At 61.8% G+C, this 17,121-nt stretch carries 17 protein-coding genes; 7 read left to right on the top strand and 10 right to left on the bottom strand.

What is annotated here, in order from left to right; genetic code table 11:
• Nucleotides 1-175 precede the first annotated feature (175 nt).
• Nucleotides 176-673 carry an FBP domain-containing protein gene (locus AC1U2B_RS22205; RefSeq protein ID WP_480218485.1) on the top strand — a complete coding sequence of 166 codons (498 nt, stop codon included), beginning with the start codon at nucleotides 176-178 and terminating at the stop codon, nucleotides 671-673.
• 19 nt (nucleotides 674-692) lie between these two features.
• Here the strand turns inward: AC1U2B_RS22205 and AC1U2B_RS22200 are convergent, their stop codons facing one another.
• From AC1U2B_RS22200 to AC1U2B_RS22175, 6 genes are all read right to left on the bottom strand, one after another.
• Nucleotides 693-1,502, bottom strand: coding sequence for an LLM class F420-dependent oxidoreductase (locus AC1U2B_RS22200; RefSeq protein WP_480218484.1), 810 nt, complete (start codon nucleotides 1,500-1,502; stop codon nucleotides 693-695).
• Between the two features lie 79 nt (nucleotides 1,503-1,581).
• Nucleotides 1,582-2,571, bottom strand: a complete 990-nt coding sequence (locus AC1U2B_RS22195; protein WP_480218483.1) for a zinc-binding alcohol dehydrogenase family protein — start codon at nucleotides 2,569-2,571, stop codon at nucleotides 1,582-1,584.
• Nucleotides 2,568-3,029: a MarR family winged helix-turn-helix transcriptional regulator gene (locus tag AC1U2B_RS22190; protein ID WP_480218482.1), complete on the bottom strand. Its 462-nt coding sequence runs from the start codon at nucleotides 3,027-3,029 to the stop codon at nucleotides 2,568-2,570. The genes AC1U2B_RS22195 and AC1U2B_RS22190 overlap by 4 nt, the downstream gene beginning before the upstream one ends.
• Nucleotides 3,030-3,245: 216 nt before the next feature.
• Entirely contained in the window at nucleotides 3,246-4,403 is a 1,158-nt protein-coding gene (locus AC1U2B_RS22185; RefSeq protein WP_480218481.1) for a serine hydrolase domain-containing protein, read from the bottom strand.
• A gap of 124 nt (nucleotides 4,404-4,527) precedes the next feature.
• The gene (locus AC1U2B_RS22180; RefSeq protein ID WP_480218480.1) at nucleotides 4,528-5,415 is read right to left on the bottom strand and encodes a metal-dependent hydrolase; all 888 of its coding nucleotides are present in this window, start codon (nucleotides 5,413-5,415) and stop codon (nucleotides 4,528-4,530) included.
• Nucleotides 5,408-6,058: a TetR/AcrR family transcriptional regulator gene (locus AC1U2B_RS22175; protein WP_480218479.1), complete on the bottom strand. Its 651-nt coding sequence runs from the start codon at nucleotides 6,056-6,058 to the stop codon at nucleotides 5,408-5,410. The genes AC1U2B_RS22180 and AC1U2B_RS22175 overlap by 8 nt, the downstream gene beginning before the upstream one ends.
• Before the next feature lie 400 nt (nucleotides 6,059-6,458).
• Here AC1U2B_RS22175 and AC1U2B_RS22170 point away from each other — a divergent pair, with 400 nt between their 5' ends.
• Both AC1U2B_RS22170 and AC1U2B_RS22165 read left to right on the top strand, forming a co-directional pair.
• Entirely contained in the window at nucleotides 6,459-7,574 is a 1,116-nt protein-coding gene (locus AC1U2B_RS22170; RefSeq protein ID WP_480218478.1) for an IMP dehydrogenase, read from the top strand.
• A gap of 297 nt (nucleotides 7,575-7,871) precedes the next feature.
• Entirely contained in the window at nucleotides 7,872-8,681 is an 810-nt protein-coding gene (locus AC1U2B_RS22165) for a class I SAM-dependent methyltransferase (RefSeq protein WP_480218477.1), read from the top strand.
• Between the two features lie 238 nt (nucleotides 8,682-8,919).
• On the opposite strand, the gene AC1U2B_RS22160 is transcribed toward AC1U2B_RS22165, so the two are convergent.
• Both AC1U2B_RS22160 and AC1U2B_RS22155 read right to left on the bottom strand, forming a co-directional pair.
• A complete protein-coding gene (locus AC1U2B_RS22160; protein WP_480218476.1) occupies nucleotides 8,920-9,435 on the bottom strand; it encodes a hypothetical protein in 516 nt (171 codons plus the stop codon).
• Between the two features lie 214 nt (nucleotides 9,436-9,649).
• Nucleotides 9,650-10,531 (bottom strand): SDR family NAD(P)-dependent oxidoreductase, encoded by an 882-nt coding sequence (locus tag AC1U2B_RS22155; protein WP_480218475.1) that lies wholly within the window; start codon nucleotides 10,529-10,531, stop codon nucleotides 9,650-9,652.
• A gap of 166 nt (nucleotides 10,532-10,697) precedes the next feature.
• Between AC1U2B_RS22155 and AC1U2B_RS22150 the strand changes: the two genes are divergently transcribed.
• The gene (locus tag AC1U2B_RS22150) at nucleotides 10,698-11,348 is read left to right on the top strand and encodes a TetR/AcrR family transcriptional regulator (RefSeq protein WP_480218474.1); all 651 of its coding nucleotides are present in this window, start codon (nucleotides 10,698-10,700) and stop codon (nucleotides 11,346-11,348) included.
• Between the two features lie 243 nt (nucleotides 11,349-11,591).
• Nucleotides 11,592-11,738, top strand: coding sequence for a hypothetical protein (locus AC1U2B_RS22145; protein WP_480218473.1), 147 nt, complete (start codon nucleotides 11,592-11,594; stop codon nucleotides 11,736-11,738).
• A gap of 113 nt (nucleotides 11,739-11,851) precedes the next feature.
• Here AC1U2B_RS22145 and AC1U2B_RS22140 read toward each other — a convergent pair whose 3' ends face one another.
• Nucleotides 11,852-12,403: a YaeQ family protein gene (locus tag AC1U2B_RS22140; RefSeq protein ID WP_480218472.1), complete on the bottom strand. Its 552-nt coding sequence runs from the start codon at nucleotides 12,401-12,403 to the stop codon at nucleotides 11,852-11,854.
• 142 nt (nucleotides 12,404-12,545) lie between these two features.
• On the opposite strand from AC1U2B_RS22140, the gene AC1U2B_RS22135 reads away from it, so the two are divergent.
• Together AC1U2B_RS22135 and AC1U2B_RS22130 are read left to right on the top strand one after the other, a co-directional pair.
• The gene (locus AC1U2B_RS22135; RefSeq protein WP_480218471.1) at nucleotides 12,546-12,779 is read left to right on the top strand and encodes a hypothetical protein; all 234 of its coding nucleotides are present in this window, start codon (nucleotides 12,546-12,548) and stop codon (nucleotides 12,777-12,779) included.
• Nucleotides 12,769-13,080, top strand: a complete 312-nt coding sequence (locus AC1U2B_RS22130) for a type II toxin-antitoxin system PemK/MazF family toxin (protein ID WP_480218470.1) — start codon at nucleotides 12,769-12,771, stop codon at nucleotides 13,078-13,080. Before AC1U2B_RS22135 ends, AC1U2B_RS22130 begins: the two co-directional genes overlap by 11 nt.
• Nucleotides 13,081-13,840: 760 nt before the next feature.
• Here AC1U2B_RS22130 and AC1U2B_RS22125 read toward each other — a convergent pair.
• Nucleotides 13,841-17,065, bottom strand: a complete 3,225-nt coding sequence (locus tag AC1U2B_RS22125) for a DEAD/DEAH box helicase (protein WP_480218469.1) — start codon at nucleotides 17,063-17,065, stop codon at nucleotides 13,841-13,843.
• Nucleotides 17,066-17,121 lie beyond the last annotated feature (56 nt).

The following is a 17,121-nucleotide window of genomic DNA, read 5'->3' as shown; positions in this document are numbered from 1 at the left end:
GCTATGGTGCCGCTATCGTCACCGGTGTGAACATCCGAGTCGAGGAGGTCGTCGGCGCTCGCGCCGACATCAGATGACCGCGCTCCGTCGCCGACCCATTCAGGTCGGCGGCACAGTCATGCCCTCACTCGCCGGTGCGCACGTCGTGCGCTCCGTTTTCAGGATGGATTCACCGATGGACTCCTACACCCGCGACCAGATCCTCGGCGCCTTTCGAGGTGCCACCCGCAGCGAGGTCAAGAAGGTCACCTTCGCCGCGAACTTCGACGCCGTCGACTTCAACAAGCTCGACTTCTACGGCTGGACCGATCCGAAAATCCCGCGCCGTGCCTACGTGCTCATCGACCGACCCGAAAAGGGGCCAGTCGCGCTACTTTTGACCCGGGCCGCGGTGAAACCACGCGCCCGAGCCATGTGCGCGTGGTGCAACGATGTGAACCTCACCGATGAGGCAGTTCTGTACACCGTTCGCCGGGGCGGTGCCGCTGGGCGTAAGGGGGACACCATCGGAGCGCTGATCTGCGAGAACTTCGAATGTTCCCGAAACGTCCGGCAGCTACCGCCCGCGTATCACCAGGGGACCGATCTCGCCGGCCTTCGCGAACAGCGGGTTGGCGAGCTACGGCGCAAGGTCCACGGATTCGTCAATGAGGTGCTCTCAACCGAGGCTTGAAGCCAGGCGGGGATCGTCGTCACCCGTTGTCCCGCCAGGCGACAACCTCCTTGAGAGACGCCAGGTCGTAGCCGTTGTCGGAGGTGAGTTCGGTCTGGAACAGCGTGACGCCTGCCTCGCGGAAAGTGTCAGCGGTTTCGGCATTCGCCCAGAGCGTCGAGCGTTCGATGTCAGCGCCGTTGCGGCCGAACGTCGCCGCCAATTCGTCGACCCGGTCGCTGGACCTGCGGAACGCATCGAGGTCCTGGAATGCGTGCCAGATGTCGGCATGCTTGGCAACGGCAGGCAGCGAGCGCTTGGGCCCCGTGCCGCCGATGAGGATCGGTATCTTCCGGATGGGCGGCGGAATCAATGCGGCAAGCCGATTCTCGATACGGATCAGGCTCTCGTCGAACAGATCGAAGCGGGAGCCGAAGGTGCCGAAGTCGTAACCGTAAGTGGTGTAGTCCTTTTCGTACCACCCGGCACCGAGGCCGAGGATGAGCCGGCCGCCGCTGATGTGGTCGACGGTACGTGCCATGTCGGCGAGCAGGTCCGCGTTGCGGTAGCCGACGCCGGTGACGAGGAGGCCGATCTCGGCGTGTGAGGTGATCTCACCCCATGACGCGAGTGCGGTCCAACCTTCGAAGTTGGCGACGTCGGGCTGCTCGTCTTCGAGGACGGGCTTGCCGTCGACGATGGCCTGCATCGCCGGGCGGTGGAAGTGGTCGTAGCCGAAGATCACGTCGACGCCGAGGTCATCGGCGGCCAGGACGGCGTCGCGCCACGTGGCGTAGTCAGGCGCGCCGCCGGGCTGGATCTGCACAGCGACGCGGACGGGACGAGTCATGGATGCTCCTGAGTCAGGGAAAGGATGACTCTTGAGGCAAGTCCATCGCGGGCGGGGTTATTCCTTGTTCGGTCCGGTGTCAGGTCGTAACGACGAGCTTGCCGGTTGCCTTGCCGGACTCCATGTATGCGTGAGCTTCGGCGATCTGGTCGAGGCCGAAGATGCGGTGGACGGGGACGATCGCCTTACCGGCGGCGACGGCGTCCAGGAAATCTTGCAGAACTCTGGGGGATAGGTCGTTCGCGTCGCCGCCGTAGGCGGTCAGCCGGACGCCGCGCGGCAGGTAGTCGATGGGGTAGAACTGGTCGACTATCCACTGGTTGGCCAGCATGCCCGTGAAGCAGACAACGCCGTGGATTCGGGTAGCGCGCAGCGTGTCCGGCAGCGTCGGGGTGCCGACGAGTTCGAGAGCGGTATCGACGCCGCCGTCGATGATCTCGCGCACCTGTGTTGCGATCTCGCCGGTGTCGATGAGGATGTGGTCGACGCCGATCTGTTCCAACGCCCCGGTCTTGTCAGGGTTGCGGGTGGTGGCCAGCACCGTCATGCCGCGGCCTTTGGCGAGGATGGCGGTGGTCATGCCGACCGAGGAAGTGCCGCCGCGAATCAGAATCGATTGCCCCGGTTGAGCGTCGAGGCCAACAGTGAGCGAGCCGTTCGAGGTCTGCAGCATCTCCGGGATGGCGCCGAGCGTCGCCCAGTCCAGAGTGCTGGTGAACGGGATGACCTGCGAGACGGGCACACAGGTGTATTCGGCGTAGCCACCGTCATAGGTACGGCCCATTCCGCCCATCATGGCGGCGACCTGCTGACCGACAGCCACCTCGCGGCCAGGACAGGCGGCGACCACCCCGACGGCCTCGATGCCCAGCACCCGGGGAAAGGTGACGCCGTCGGCCAGGCCGAGTCGGGTGTGGAGTTCGGATCGGTTGAGCCCGAAGGCTTTTACTCGGATCAGGACCTGGCCGGGTTCGGGTGTCGGGATCGGTAGCTCGCGCAGGTGCAGTGCGTCGGGTGGCCCTGGAGCATCCAGGACGACCGCGCGCATCGTGTCAGGTAGGTCGGTCATTGAGACTCATTCCCGGTTTTGTCGCTGCTCAGGTTGGATACCCGGAGCAGTTCGAGGGTGGCGTCGAATCGCGCCAGGACGTCGCTCGTGAGGACCGCTCCGATGCGGTCGCTGAGTTCGTCGTCGAGGGTCGCTGCGGCCGCCCGTAGGATTTCTCGTCCCGCAGGGGTCAGCACGACCTGTGAGGAACGGCCGTCCACAGGGTGTTGTTGCCGGCTTAGGTAACCTGCGGCTTGAATCCGGTCGGCGAGCTTGCTTGCACCGCCCTCGGTGATGATCAACGCCTCGGCGATGTCGCGAACGCGGGCCTGGTCGAGCCGAGCGACGACGCGCATCAACTCGAACCACGTCAGCGGCAGGTCGTGCTCTTCGCGCAGCCGGTCATCGACCCCATTCCAGAGCAAGATCTGCACCCGCACCAGTCGATCGAAGACCTCCGCCGGCCCGTCATCCGCCACAACGTCACTGTACGCAAGATATCCATTCCATGTAATGCTTATTGGATACGGGTACTTGCACCCTACTCAACAGGCCGTAGCAGAATCCTGGTTGATTCATGCTCTTGTTAGGGCAGATTGGTCGGATGTTGATGCAGTAGCCCTGAGTAGTTATCACTTCCGTAGAATGGAACAGATATGAGCCTGGGGGCGCCGCGCGCTAGTTGCGTCGCGGTGTCACAGCGCGTCGTAGACCGCGGCGATGAGCCGATAGGCGCGGCGGTCACCGGCCAGCCAGTCACGGCGCAGATTGGGCACGAAAGCGAAAGCAACCTTGTGTTCGAGATCTGCCAGCCCCACCGAGCCACCGGCCCCCGGGTGACCGAATGCAGTGCATTGCGCAGGTTCGGGCACCACGAAGTTCTGCGACGGCAGCATGTAGCCGAGCCCGAATGCACTTTCCAAGCGCAGCACCCGGTCGCGGCCGCGTACGCGTTCGATGATCGCTTCCCGCAGAGGACCCGGGGCGATCAGGGTTCCGCTGATCAGGTCGCCATAGAATTTGGCCAGATCACGAGCGGTGGTGACCAGGCCAGCCGCAGGCCAACCGGCCGCCAATACTTCTGGATCATTATAGGATGCAACAGGATTCGACGATGCCCGGATGAACAGCGATTCTGAATCGGCGATCGCGGCCGCCATCTCGGCGACTGCGTCGTCCGGTATCGGGGGCGCGTTCTCAGCCTTCCAGACACGCTGGTCGGGCGGTGGTGAACTGATCCGTGCAGCCTCGCGTGCCGCCGCACCGGAAGCGCCGATGAGCAGCCGATCACCCAGGTGTCGCCGGGTGAACTCGCCGACTGTCAGACCGGTGTGGCGGCGCACGAATTCACCGACCAGCCACCCGAAAGTCAAAGCGTGATAACCATGTTCGGTCCCCGGCCGCCAGAGAGGGGATTGGCGCGCCAACAGGTCGGCCATCGCAGCGGGATCCGTCGTTTGGGCCGCCGAAACCGGGCGCTCCAACACGGGCAATCCGGCCCGGTGGGACATCAAGTCGCTCAGCGTGGTCTCGTGCTTGTCGTGTTGCGCGAATTCCGGCCACCAAGCGCTCACCGGTTCGTCAGCGCCGTGGTCGCATTGCTGGGCGACCATGAGGGCCGCGGTCGCCGTGACCCCTTTGGTGCAGGAAAAGGTCGGACAAGCGGTGTCGCGCGTCCATGGACGTCCAGTCCGCCTGTCGGCGATGCCTCCCCACAGATCCACCACCGCACGACCGTCGACGAATACCGCTACTGAGGCGCCGAGGTCGTCGCCGTTGGCCAAACCTGCTTCAAAGACGGCTTTCACTTCCGCAAACGCGGGGTCAGTGTGCCCCGCCGCTGAACCGGACATGCCGAATTAGAACACGTTCTAGTATTGGCGGAGCGCAGATCCTGGACACTATCCGCGATTCGGCGCGCTGTGGCTGCCCTCAATTAACATCAGCCGACTTAGGCTGGGGTGACGCCCGGCTCGGTCATTTCTCAACAGACTTGTAGTGCGCAGACACCGCGGCGTCGGCCATGTTGTGGGCCAGTTGGCCGGTCTCGCCGAAAAGCTCCGGTTGCCAACGTTCCAGTAGCGCAGTGTTGTCGACATCGTTCGGATGGAATCCCACCGTGTTGTACTTCCGAAACCGTTGGAGCACAGATCGTTTCAGAAAGGGAGAGCGGCGCAGACGCCACAGGCTGCCGAACAGGCGCACGGGATTGTAGGTCGCACGGTCCCTGAGCATGGACAGCGCGGTGAACGCGACGATGCTGCCGAAGAAGGTGAGCGTCACCATTCGCATGGTCCAGATCCTGCGTCGCTCGCTGCCGCCCACCGTCCGGTACACGTCGAATGCGACCGCACGATGTTCGGATTCCTCATAAGCGTGCCATAGCAACATCTTTCGCACCTCGGTCGACCCGAGCAGGGCTTGGGCGTCCTCGTCGCCGAGCAACGACTCGGCGAAGACAGCGGTGAAGTGCTCCAATGCGGCCGTCATCGCCAGGCAGGTCAGCGGGGAGAATCGGCGCTCATCCCAACGCAGTGACCTTCCGGTGAACCGGTCGTTGTACCGGGTCGGATAGCCCATCTGCTCGAGGCGCTCGTTGAGCGCGACGTGCTCACGACTGTGCGTCACTTCCTGGCCGATGAAGCCCTTGACCTGCTCTTTGAGAACCGGGTCGGTGACCTGATCGGCATAGTGGCGCACGGACCGGACGAAGAAATCCTCGCCCTCGGGGAACGTCGAGGACAGATACGCCAGGACGTGGCTCATGACCAGATCGCCCTGGACGTAGTGTCTTTCGAGGCCACCCTCGGGGTAGTTGAAGTGGATGCGCCGGGCGCGGACGGGCCGTGTCGCGGTGTCAGGCATGTGCTTCCCCCATGGTTGGTGCCAATTGAGTCAACATTGCAGTGAAGAAGGCCCGCACTTCGGCGACCTTCTGGCGCTGGTCGCTCTGGGTCATGTCGTATAGACCGAGACCGTCGAAGAGCGCGGTGATGGTGCGCAGCAGCACCCCAAACGACGGCTCTGCGGTTGCTTCGCCGAAGAATTCGGTAGCCGACGCGTGCAGAATCTCGATGTACTTGTCGTCCCACCTGGCCATCAAGGCACGCAATTCGGCGTCGTGCCGAGCCGCGATCGAAAGTTCCATCAGGGCAAGGCATTCGGGCTGTTCGTAGAACGACCACAGGATGTCGAGCGCGGCGGCCGGTGTGCGCTGCTGCGGGTCGAGTCCGGCCATCCGCGACTCGAATTCGACAGTGCGCTTGGCCACCAGGTGGCTGGCAGCCGCAGTGACCAGCGCAGCCTTGGTGGGGAAGTGATGAGCGAGAGCGCCCCGAGACACCCCAGCTCGCCGCACGACGTCATTGGTGGACGTGGCCGCGTAGCCCTTGTCGACGATGCACCACAGCGTGGCCTCGAGTAGTCGCAACCGCATCGTCTCCACCCGCTCCGCACGAGGGATCCGAACCCGCTCGCTGGAGTGCCGCCGTCGCGTTCTCGCGGTCATACGGGGGACGGTAGACCCGATTCGACAAACAGGCAAGCCTGCCTGTAACTGCGCCCGCCCAAATCGCGGTCGCCACGATCTGTGCGTGAAGTCAGCCGATACCGCCGCGGACGTAATACGCCTCCTGGATTCCCGGGTGCGCCTCGCGCCCGCGCTATTGGCGGTGGATCGTCACCGACAAGTACGGGCTCTGCTCATCGACATGGTGCAGCGGCCTAGGTGAGAACCACTGGCGGACAGGGGAACACGACAGGAAGTTCGTACTGGCAACGCTCAGTATTCGATTCCGCCGTATTCCTCCCGCTGCGGAGTGCCGAGATTCTCCCGGGGTGGGCCGATGACTGGCGTGTGTAGGGCGTGGCTGATTTGTCTCCCGCACCGCCATAAGTCAAGCTGTTCTATGGCACAGATTGTCGAGGGCGTCTCCCGCACATTCAATGAGTTCTTGCTCCTGCCCAACAAGACATCCACCGTATGCCGTGCTGATGGCGTGCAACTCGTGGCGCCGCTGGCGCGTCACCTCGTCGGCGAGCAATCGCGGCTCCAACTGCAAGTGCCGTTCACTTCGGCGATCATGCAGGCGGTCAGTTCACCAGAGTTGGCGATTGCGCTCGCCCGCCACGGCGGATTGAGCTTTCTACATCACAATCGTCCGATCGCCGAACAGGTAGCCGACATCCAGGCAGTCAAGTTGGTCGACGCCGAGACAGGTTTACGGGTCGGTGCGGGGGTCAACACGCACGACTACCGCGAGCGGATACCGGCGCTGCTGGACGCCGGCGCCGATGCACTGTGCCTGGACTCTTCGGACGGCTACAGCGAATGGCAAGCTCGCGCGCTGGACTGGGTGAAAACCCAGTATCCCCATGTGGTGATCGGGGCAGGCAATGTCGTTGACGGACAAGCATTTGAGTACCTGGCCGATGCCGGGGCCGACTTCGTCAAGATCGGCGTCGGGGGCGGGTCGATCTGCATCACTCGCGACCAGAAAGGTATCGGTCGCGGCCAAGCCAGCGCAGTACTCGACGTCGCGGCGGCCCGCGATGCCTACGCTCGACGCACCGGCCAGTACGTGCCGGTGTGCTCCGACGGCGGCCTGCAGCTGGACTACCACGTAGCGCTTGCCTTGGCGATGGGCGCCGACTTCGTCATGATGGGCCGCTACTTCGCCCGATTCGATCAGGCACCCGGAGCAAAAGTGCCCACTGCCGACGGCTACGTCAAAGAATATTGGGGCGAGGGCTCCTACCGCGCTCGCAACTGGCAGCGCTACGAACAACCCGGCACCGGATTGACCTTCGAAGAAGGCGTCGACGGCTACGTACCCTACGCAGGCGACCTCAACGAGGGACTAGGCGTGACCATTGCCAAGATCAAAGCCACCATGACCTCATGCGGCGCGACCACTCTCCGACAGTTCCACGACACCGCAAGGCTGACCCTCGTCTCTGACCAAAGCTTCCAGGAAGCACACGCCAGCATCGACGTCCGCAGCACCCGAAGCAACCTGAACTGACCTCGATTTCGGCCAGGACGATTCGGCAGAAATGAACTTGTGTACGTCATTGACAACGTCGTCTCGCGGCCGCCAATTGGGGCCGTGAAACAACGCTGTCAATCTCGATGTAGGGGAGCCCCGGGCGACCGGGTGGCGCGAAACATTGGTTTGCGGATCTATCAACTGTGACACCCTGGATGTGTGGGGTCGGGGTTGTTATCGGGGCACGCCCGTCGAGTGCTGATCGGCGCAGCCGGTCGTGGATGAGGCCGTCATCGACGGACTGCCTGACGGGTGGTCGAGAAGGGGAGCAAGGTGGACGCAGCCGATCCGTCCGACAGCGCAGATCGCGGTCTCTTCGCTGGGACGGCTTGGCACTATTCGCGATACCGGCCAGGCTATCCGCCGGCATTCCTTGACGACATCGTCAAGCATCTGAGCCTCGACGGCACGGGTCGCCTGCTCGATATAGGCTGCGGCACCGGTCAACTGACGCTTCCGCTGGCAGCACACGTCACCGAAGCCGTTGGCCTGGACCCCGAACCGGACATGCTCGCAGAGGCCGCCCGGCAAGCGCGAGACGCCGCGGTCACCAATGTGAGCTGGATACAGGGCAATTCAACAGCTCTCCCGGGCGACCTCGGTCGCTTCAGACTTGTGACGATGGGTCGCTCGTTTCATTGGATGGATCGCGAACAAGTTCTGGCTGCTCTCGCCGAGATGGTCGACGACGACGGCAGCTTGGTCATCGCCAATGACAGCAACTTGACGCTGCCCAGCACGTCGTGGCAGCAGGCCGTCGGACAAGCCCAGCGCCGCTTCCTGCCGCCGGATTACCAGTACGGCTCGACTCCGGCAGCCCGCACCGGCCAGACACATGAGCAAGTATTGGCCAATTCTGTATTCCGGCAAGTGAATCGACGGGAGTACGAATTCACACGGACCTGGACCATCGCGCACATCATCGGCTACCTCTACTCGACCTCACTGCCGCTTCGCCGCTTGCTCGGTGACCGACAGACCGCGTTCGAGGACACGGTCACCGACACTCTGCTCGCCATCGATTCCACGGGTCGCTTCACCGAAACTTTCGCGCTGGAAGTTCTGACGGCCACCAGGAACTAGCTGCTCGCTATCTGTGATTCGAGGCGAAGAGCGGGCAGCGGCAGGTCCCGGTCACCCTGGCCTGTGTGAGCCTGGCTCTTTCAGGCCGTTGCTTAGGCCCGTTCGATCCAGGCGGCTGAAAGGTCCGTTGCTGGGTACTACACGCCGCTGGCACCGGTGCTGGACAAGACCTACCGACTGCCCGCCGTCCGTAAAACCTGATCATGGAAGGCCTCGGCAGGAGTTTCCGCGCCGCCGTCTAGCAGAAAAGTTGATTGAGGCCACGTTCGACTTGGACGTCGACGTGGCGTTGACGGAACAGCCTGCAGAACTGTTCATGATTGGCGTCATCCCAATGGGGGTATGCCGCGTGGCTGAAGGCTTCCAGCGCGGCGTCAGGCGGCCAGCCGATCCGCTGATCTTCCCGGTGGCGGGCGCGGACGGTATGCCAGATCTTCCCGTACACGTCCACAGCATCGGCATGTAACCCGTTGCGCCACAGCCATACACAGAGCGCAGCCGCCTTTGGCGTCGGACGCAAGTAGGGTTCTTGGTTCATCCGCCACCATGCGCTGACATCGGCATGCACCCCGTCGACGCCTCTGTCGTCGAGCACCATCCGCGTCACCGCGGGTGTCAGATCGCTCCAGTCCGGCGGCTGGCGCTGCTGATGTTCGTCAAGCTCGATGCGAAGAGCCTGGTCGTCGGCCAACAGCTGCACGAATTGGCTCCACACGTGGTCCGTGGAGATGCCCGCGAAGGGAGTCAGCGCCATCCCCAGTGGCGAGGATGCCGGGCCGGGCTCTGCAGACGCGGGCGGCAGGGGAGTGTCGCGATTGCGTCGGTGTTTGGTGGCCCAGATTCGTACTCTGCCCAACCAGCTTCTGCCTGCGCATCGTTCGTGCGAATCAATCTGGGGCACAGGCTTTGTCCTTTGTGGCGCGTCGTACTCGTTTCTGTCGGTCTTCTCGGTTCGGTTCTGGTGGCTCTCACAGCTGTCCGCCGACGAGACGCATGCTGGTCTCACGCAGATGTTGTTGCAGCGCGGGGTCTTTGGGGCCGGACGTGACGGTGATGGACTTCTTCTTCGGTCCGAAGAATCCGCCGTTGACGGCGGTGGTGGAGGGATCGGTGGCCAGCCACACCGGAGTGATCGCCGCGTCGGCGGGGCTGATCAGGACGAACTTGCGCAGCACCGGTTTGAGCCAGCGGCTATCGAACGCCCGCAACAGGAAGCTGTTCGCGTCGTTTTGTCGGATGTTGGTCTCCACCATGCCGGGCATGACCCCGGTAACCACTACGCCGGAGTCGCCGAGCCGGGCGGCCAGATCCTGGGTCCACACGTCGTTGGCGGCCTGAGATTGCGCAAAGGTCTTGAACGGGGACAGCTTTGGGATACCGGGCAGGCTGTCGAAGTCGAAGTCAAGCTTGTTCATCCCGGCGCCGGCGATATTCACGATGCGCGTACGCCCCTTGATCAGCGCCGGCAGCAGACGTTCGGTCAGCAGGAACCGAGCCAGGTAGTTGATCGCGAAGTTCTTTTCGATGCCTTCGTCGTTGAGTCCGTGACTGATTTCCAGGATGCCCGCCGAATGGACCAGAACGTCGATCTCGTCGGTGTGGGCGAGGATCGTGTCCGACAGTGCACGTACCTGTGCGAGAACACTCAGGTCAGTGGCGACGAATCGCACGTCACCGTCGGCGCGCAGTTCGGCTTCTGCCGCGATGCCCTTGATCTGGTTGCGGCCGATGATCCAGACCCGCTTGCCGCTGCGGGCCAACCCGCGGGCAACCTCCTTGCCGATGCCGTCGGTGCCGCCGGTCACGATCGACAGCGGCCGGCTCCCGGTACTGCGTTTCGGTGTGCTCACGCCTTTTCCTCGCCTCTTCAGGTTTTTCAGACAGCGTCAACCAGGGCCTATCGACACTGAGTGGCCCGTACTGCCAGTAAACGGTGGAGTTATCTCCGGATATTGGTAAGATAACACAAACGGTGACAACATCTCCGTTTCAGCTATTCCGGAGGAGGTGGGTGGCGTGAGCGAAGCCATACCGCAGCGCCCGCGGCGAGCGGATGCGATACGCAACCGCGCACGACTGCTGCAAGCGGCCGACGAGGTGTTCGCCGAACGGGGTGTGGGCGTAACCCTCGATGACGTCGCGCACCACGCGGGAGTCGGCGTGGGAACCGTCTACCGCCATTTTCCCGGCAAGGACGAGTTGATCGATGCGGTGTTTGAACAGAACTTCGCCGCCATGGCCGAGGCCGCCGAAGCCGCCACCAACGGCGAGGATCCCTGGCAGGCACTGGTGGAGTATTTCGAATTCGCGTGTGAACGGATGGCAGGCAGCCGTGGCATGACCGAAGTCCTGCACCGCGGCGGATGCGACCAGGTCGCGGCCCAGGGCTTGCGCATCGAGGCGGCCGTCGCAAAGCTCGTCCAACGCGCCCAGGACAGCGGAGCGTTGCGGCCCGATGCGCATCCCGACGATTTCTTCGGCGTCGTTTTCAGCGTCGGCGCACTCGCCGAAGCCACCCGCCATATCAACCCGAATGCCTGGCGTCGCCACCTGTCGCTACTACTAGACGGGTTCAACAACGACGATCGCCCCAGGCGGCCACTGCCGGAGCCCATGCTCACCAACGCCGCTCATCATCACGACCTTGTGAATCGCGATCGGGTGTAGCGCGCGGCGAGAATTGTTGACGGGTGCCGACAAAACCCTTGTGGCACTGTATGTAAAGCGTGGGTCACTGGCAACGCGCAGTACTCAGTTCCGCCGTATTCCTCCGTTCCATCGCGATGAATGAGGGACCGACGGCACAGGGCGACGTTTACTGGGCTGAGCCGCGATCAGAAAACGTACCTCCATACTCGTTCGGTCGTGCGTACCGGCCCAAACAGCTGGCCGGAGGCGGACAATTGCTCCATGTCCACTGCGCTCTGGATCGTCGTTGCGCTGCTCGCCGTCGCGACTATCGCCAGCGGGTTATTGCGGATTCGGGCCTGGTTGCAGAAGCCGGCCCCACCCGAGGTGATCGAGGCCGCTCATCGTCACGACGACGAAGACGACTAACGGCCAGAATCGAACAGAACGCCCAACTGCTCATCGTGGGCTGAACGAGGGACGTCGCGCGTCCACCTGGGGAGATACTCACGGCGCGCCAACAGCACCTCGAGTTCAGACGTTCACGCCAATGGCTCGGGCGTGAAGGTGACGTCGATTCCACCCACGGTCATCGTCACCTGACCTTCGATCACCATCACCTGCGCCGAGACCCGTCGATCGACAGTCTGAGCCAGTTGCTGCACCGGTGCATGCGGTATCTGCACCACCGACAGGTTCGGCAGCCCCGTCACTTTGGGGCCGACGGTTCGCCACCAGGTGGCCACGCCGGCGGCGAACGGGAAGAGCACCACCTGCTCGGCCTGGCTCGCCGCCTTGCTCAAGGCGCGTTCGTCGGGCTGGCCGACGTTGATCCACTCCAGGATCCGGCCGGTGTAGTCCGCGAGCCGCAAGTCCGGTACACCAGGGGAGGACAGGCCTGGCCCGAATGCCAACTCGCCGTCGACGTCGCTGAGTCGGTGTGCGCGCAGCCCAAAAGCCAACAACCGCACCACCATCCGCTCATCGGTCTCACTGGGATGACGGGCCACGGTCAGCGCGTGATCGGCGTAGTAACCGTGATCGACATCGGAGACGCCAAGTTCGACTTTGAATACTGTTGCAGAAAGGGCCACGTCATAGTGTCCACCCAGGTGGTGCCTCCCGAGCAGTCGGGCGACGTTGAGCGGTCAGGCCGCCGAGTCAGTCGTCGAGTCGCCAGCTTAGAGGCCACGTCGCCCCTGGTGGTTGTCTTACAAAATGTACTACACTGTTGCTATGGCTGACACGATCACCTTCCGGCCGGATGACGACACATCGAAGGCGTTGGAGGTCTTGACCAAAGATGGAACGGCGGTGTCCGCGGCGGTCCGATCTGCTCTTATCGATGCCGCACGACGGAAGGCTGGCGCGGCGATTCACGCTGAGGCGGAAAGACTTGCTGAAGACGAGTCTGATCGCGCTGAGGCCATGCAGGTGCTGCGCGATATGGAGACGCTGCGTGCGTGGTGAGGTCTTTCGCTTGAACGCTCCGCGGGGGCGTCGCGGCCACGAGCAGTCCGGTTCGCGCTACGCCGTTGTCGTCCAGTCAGATCAACTGCCGCTGTCGACCTGGCTGGTTGCGCCAACGTCTACGTCGGCGCGCGCCGCCAGCTTTCGTCCCGAGATTGAGATAGCCGGCGTAAGCACCCGGGTGCTTGCCGAACAGGCCGCAGCGGTCGATCCAGGACGGCTCGGCAAGAGCATCGGCTTCCTCAGTTTCGACGAGATGCGCCGCGTTGATGCGGCCCTACGCATCGTCCTCGATCTGTGAGTGCCAGGGTCGCCCGTCACCGTCGCTGCAGATGATTCATCTGATGCAATATGCAGCGGTTTAACTGACATAATGTACCTTATCGGCGTTTAGGTTTGGACTGGTGCGGGCCAGTAGCCGCGTCGTAACGTTCAGCTGCGCGTTTATGCGGCGGAATCCCGTTGGAGCATCCATGCTCATGCCAGCCACCTGCCGCACCCACTCCCTCCTGGCGCGAATCCACACCCCGAATAGCCGCGCACGCGTCGTTGCCGGCCGCTCCGCTAAGGATCTGATTGCCGCCTCGGTGACGCCCCCCGAGGTACTCACGCCACCCATTCGACCGGGACGAATCCGATTAAGCTTGATGACCCAACGCCGAGAATACGTCACAGTGACGTTTCGTCCGCAGTCAGCTCGACGTCCGAATTTTGCTACGTCGAAAGATGTTTCGACATCTCCGTCGTGTGCGCTACCCCGCCTCGGGTGAGGAATACGCCCGCAAACTTGCGTGGACATCTTCGGGTCGGTTGCTCGTGGCCCCCGCAATCCCCGATCGAGTTTAGGACCTCCTCACCATTCGTCACAGTGACGAATGGTGAGGAGGTGCAGGCGGCTATGCGTTGGTCAGACTCGCAAAGTTCAGAATCAGCCGCAACATTATTACGTGGGTGCAGATGCCGCAGGGCATTCCGATTGCGTCCACCTTCGGATCTGGCTTGAGGACGTGGCTCCTAAAATATCGAGGATCACCGGGCACTCACAATTCAGAGTGCAACGCTTAGGCACTGCACCAAACGGTGAACGGAGCGTTGATCGTAGTTCGCAGATACGACTCGGTCGCTGCCAGTAGATCCAGTTGTTGCGCGCTGACTTTGGCTTTAGATAGCCCTGGCTGGACGACGACTATTTCTACTCTGCGCCTAAGACTTTGTGCGGTGGTCTGAAGTGCCAAGAGTGCTGCTGCGTCACCGACCTCGAATGGACTCACCCGCGTTCGATCGAACTTCTTTCTCGCCCTCTGGCTCAGAGTACGGAAGAAGGGCCCCAGGTCATTTCGTCGCCATGCCACGGATTTTTGTGCTTGGCCACACACTTCGTAGAGATCATCGACTCGTGCACCCGGCTGGTCTTCACCAGAGTATTTGCAATGAATTAGACGCACCAAAAGGCCTTCGTCATCAGCTCTCAAAGCCACTATGTCGGCGATTTCACCAGAGCCGTCGTCATCGAGCACCACTGTCCACGGAACGGAATCGCCCTCTGCCAGTACGTATTCGATCGACCTTCGCTGAATTGAATGAGGTCTCTTCTCTGCCTTCTGCGCTTCTACGCTGAGGTCGATGCCACGCCAATCACGGACAGTTAGCTGGTCAAGATTGAACGGCGGGTGCGCTGTACTAGGTGTGTAGAGTAGCCCACCTTCGACAAGCCGGTCGTCATCGAGGATGAACAGTAGACCATTGGTATCGAGCCAGTCGCTCAGCGGACATTCGGAGCGGGGACGTACAACGACGATCTCTTCGTCACCAAGGCAGCTGAATTTGATCCGACCGTCGGCATCGATTGCTGCTTGGTACTTGACTTGCCAGGCCTCATTCGCAACGGTGAAGTGGAAGGGCCCAGTTGTCGGCGAGGTTTCGGGTGTCAGATCACACCAAACCGCTTCGAAGGTTTTGTCGCCGCACCTAAGGCGCATCGCTTCAGCGTTCTGGAGTCGCAGTTCCCATGGCCACTCCACCGCAAGGAGAACCCCCTGAGGTCGACCCGACAGCGGTTGGGGAAGAATAAAATTCCCGATTACATGCTCGATCGTAAGCGTCTCGTCCAACAGCTTGGTGCCAACGTTGTCGCACCAATCGCACCAGTTTTTCAAGCTGGTGGCGGCCGCGTGCGACCAGATTCGCCCCCTTTGCGAAGCGCCAATGCTCATCCGCTCGCCGTCTCGATACCCTGTGCCAGCGATGTTCGTTTGGGTTTTGGTGCCAGCCTCCGCGGGAGTGAAACTCTCCGTAACGTCGGAACCTACGTGCATAGAGAATCGACGAAAATGACTGCGGGAGTCAAGAACCCCTACATTTGTAGGGACCAGACGCTGCACATCAGCCATCACTCGGTAGACCGTAGTACCTGTGAATCGCACAGCCCCGGTGCCGGCGACGGCCTCCACAAGGTCTTCAAAAACACCGTCATTAGCCGAGTTATTTACGTACAGAAGACGGCGTTCTGCGTCGAAATACAACACATAGAGCTCGAATGCGACATCCTCTACGGTCCGGATGTCAGCCCACCGCACCTGGGTTCGGCTCTCGACAACGAACCAGGCTACCCCGACCTGGGCATTCAACCCGATTGGGTTAGTTAACAGGTTCTCTTCACCAAAGAACTCGACAACGGCTTGAGGGTCCCACGTCGCCGTCGGCGTCCGGTACACAACTGTGCTCATCTTGGGGAGCAGGCTCTGTAAGGCGACTTCATCGGGTCGACTGGAGAATCCGGCCTCGAATTCGCTGATCTGGCGCTGCTTGTCAACGGCAGACTCTGACACGTCCCGTAGCAGCGTGTTCCAGTCCGCGTCCTCGGAGTACAAATAGCGTAGCCGCGGGTCTGCTTCGAGCTCGTTACGTACTACGAATAGTGATGCGGTTCCGAGGGTTTCATTGTTGGATGTTCGGGTGAAGCGGCCAATGAATTGCAGTGTGACGCCGAGACTCCGATGCGCTTCGTGGACTGCAGCTACTTTGAGAGCTGGTAGATCGAAGCCTTCCCCCAACATGTCTACACACACAACGATACGTGCCGTACGATTTTTCAGCGCTTCGAAGTTCGCGCGCTTCCGCGATACCACAAGATTGTGGTACATAATGACGGCTCCAAGGTCGCCAGCCAGTTCTTCGTAAAGGGGGCACAGAGCTTTTGCTTTGGCAATGCTGCGTACCCGCGCCATCAAGATGTGGTCAAACCCAGATTCTAGGTCGCTTCGGAGTCTCTGCAGCGCTTCAACCGCGAGCGCACGGTCCGGGTCTTCGAGACTCACAATCGATTTGAAGTCGATCGCGGAGAAGTACCCTTGCTCCTGAGCTTCACGAAGCGGGAACGAGTAGATGATCGTCCCTTGTAAGTGTCGCCCGTCTTCACGGAATGGCGTCGCAGTGAACTGGACCACTGGTTGACCGTCAAACTCGTCGCGAATTCTCGACCATGATGCTGCCGGAACGTGGTGAGCTTCATCCACAAAGAGATGTGAAAAACGCGAAAGGAACGCGGCGACGATCTCGGGGTTCGACGAGTGCAATGCCTGTGGAGTGGTCACAACGACGTTGCACGCGCTGGCAAACAGGAGTGCGTTCTCTACCGAGGAAAAACCATGACAGAGACGCCCAACGACAGGACGTTTGGCACTCGACTTGACAACTCCGATCTCCTGCAAGACACCTAGCCGGTCAAACTTGGCTGCAATCTGTTCGCGCAGTGGGTCCGAAGGCACTACCACCAATAGGCGCTCTGGTCGCGCGGCAACCAGCAGCCCAAGCATAGTCTCCGTTTTCCCTGTGCCGGTAGGCATTACGACCGTTGCGGGATCAGGTCGCTTCGTAGTCCAGTAGCCGAGCGTCGCATGCATGGCGCCGAGCTGAGGTGACCGCAAGCCAGGCTGCCCTTGATCCCCTTTTTCGAACGAAATGGCGCCGACATAGCTCTTGAGCACGTCGCCGGGGAGGTCTGGACCGAACTCGGCGGGTCGTGACCAGGCCGATGACTTCGGTATCACGGCACCAGGCGCGGTTCCGATGGGCAACTTCAGCCACAATTCGTCATCTGACAACGGCCGGTTGACGGTGGCGGCCGACCATAGCCCATGGTTGTTGCTAACCGTCTGTCTCTGGTCGTCACCGTCCACCAAAACAAAATCACTTGCCGGGACATGTAGTTGACGGGCGATGTTCCCGTCGAACTCAACCGGAAACGACCAAATATTCGGGCTGTGCCAATTACGCGCTAGGGCCATACGGCCATTTTGTCCTGCTCTTCCGTCAATTTTGACTGCGCCACGCAAGTGAGTTG

The sequence above is a fragment of the Mycolicibacterium sp. P4_G11 genome, assembly GCF_056555145.1.
The sequence above is the reverse complement of the archived record's forward strand: the minus strand, read 5'-3'. Positions and strand labels throughout refer to the sequence as shown.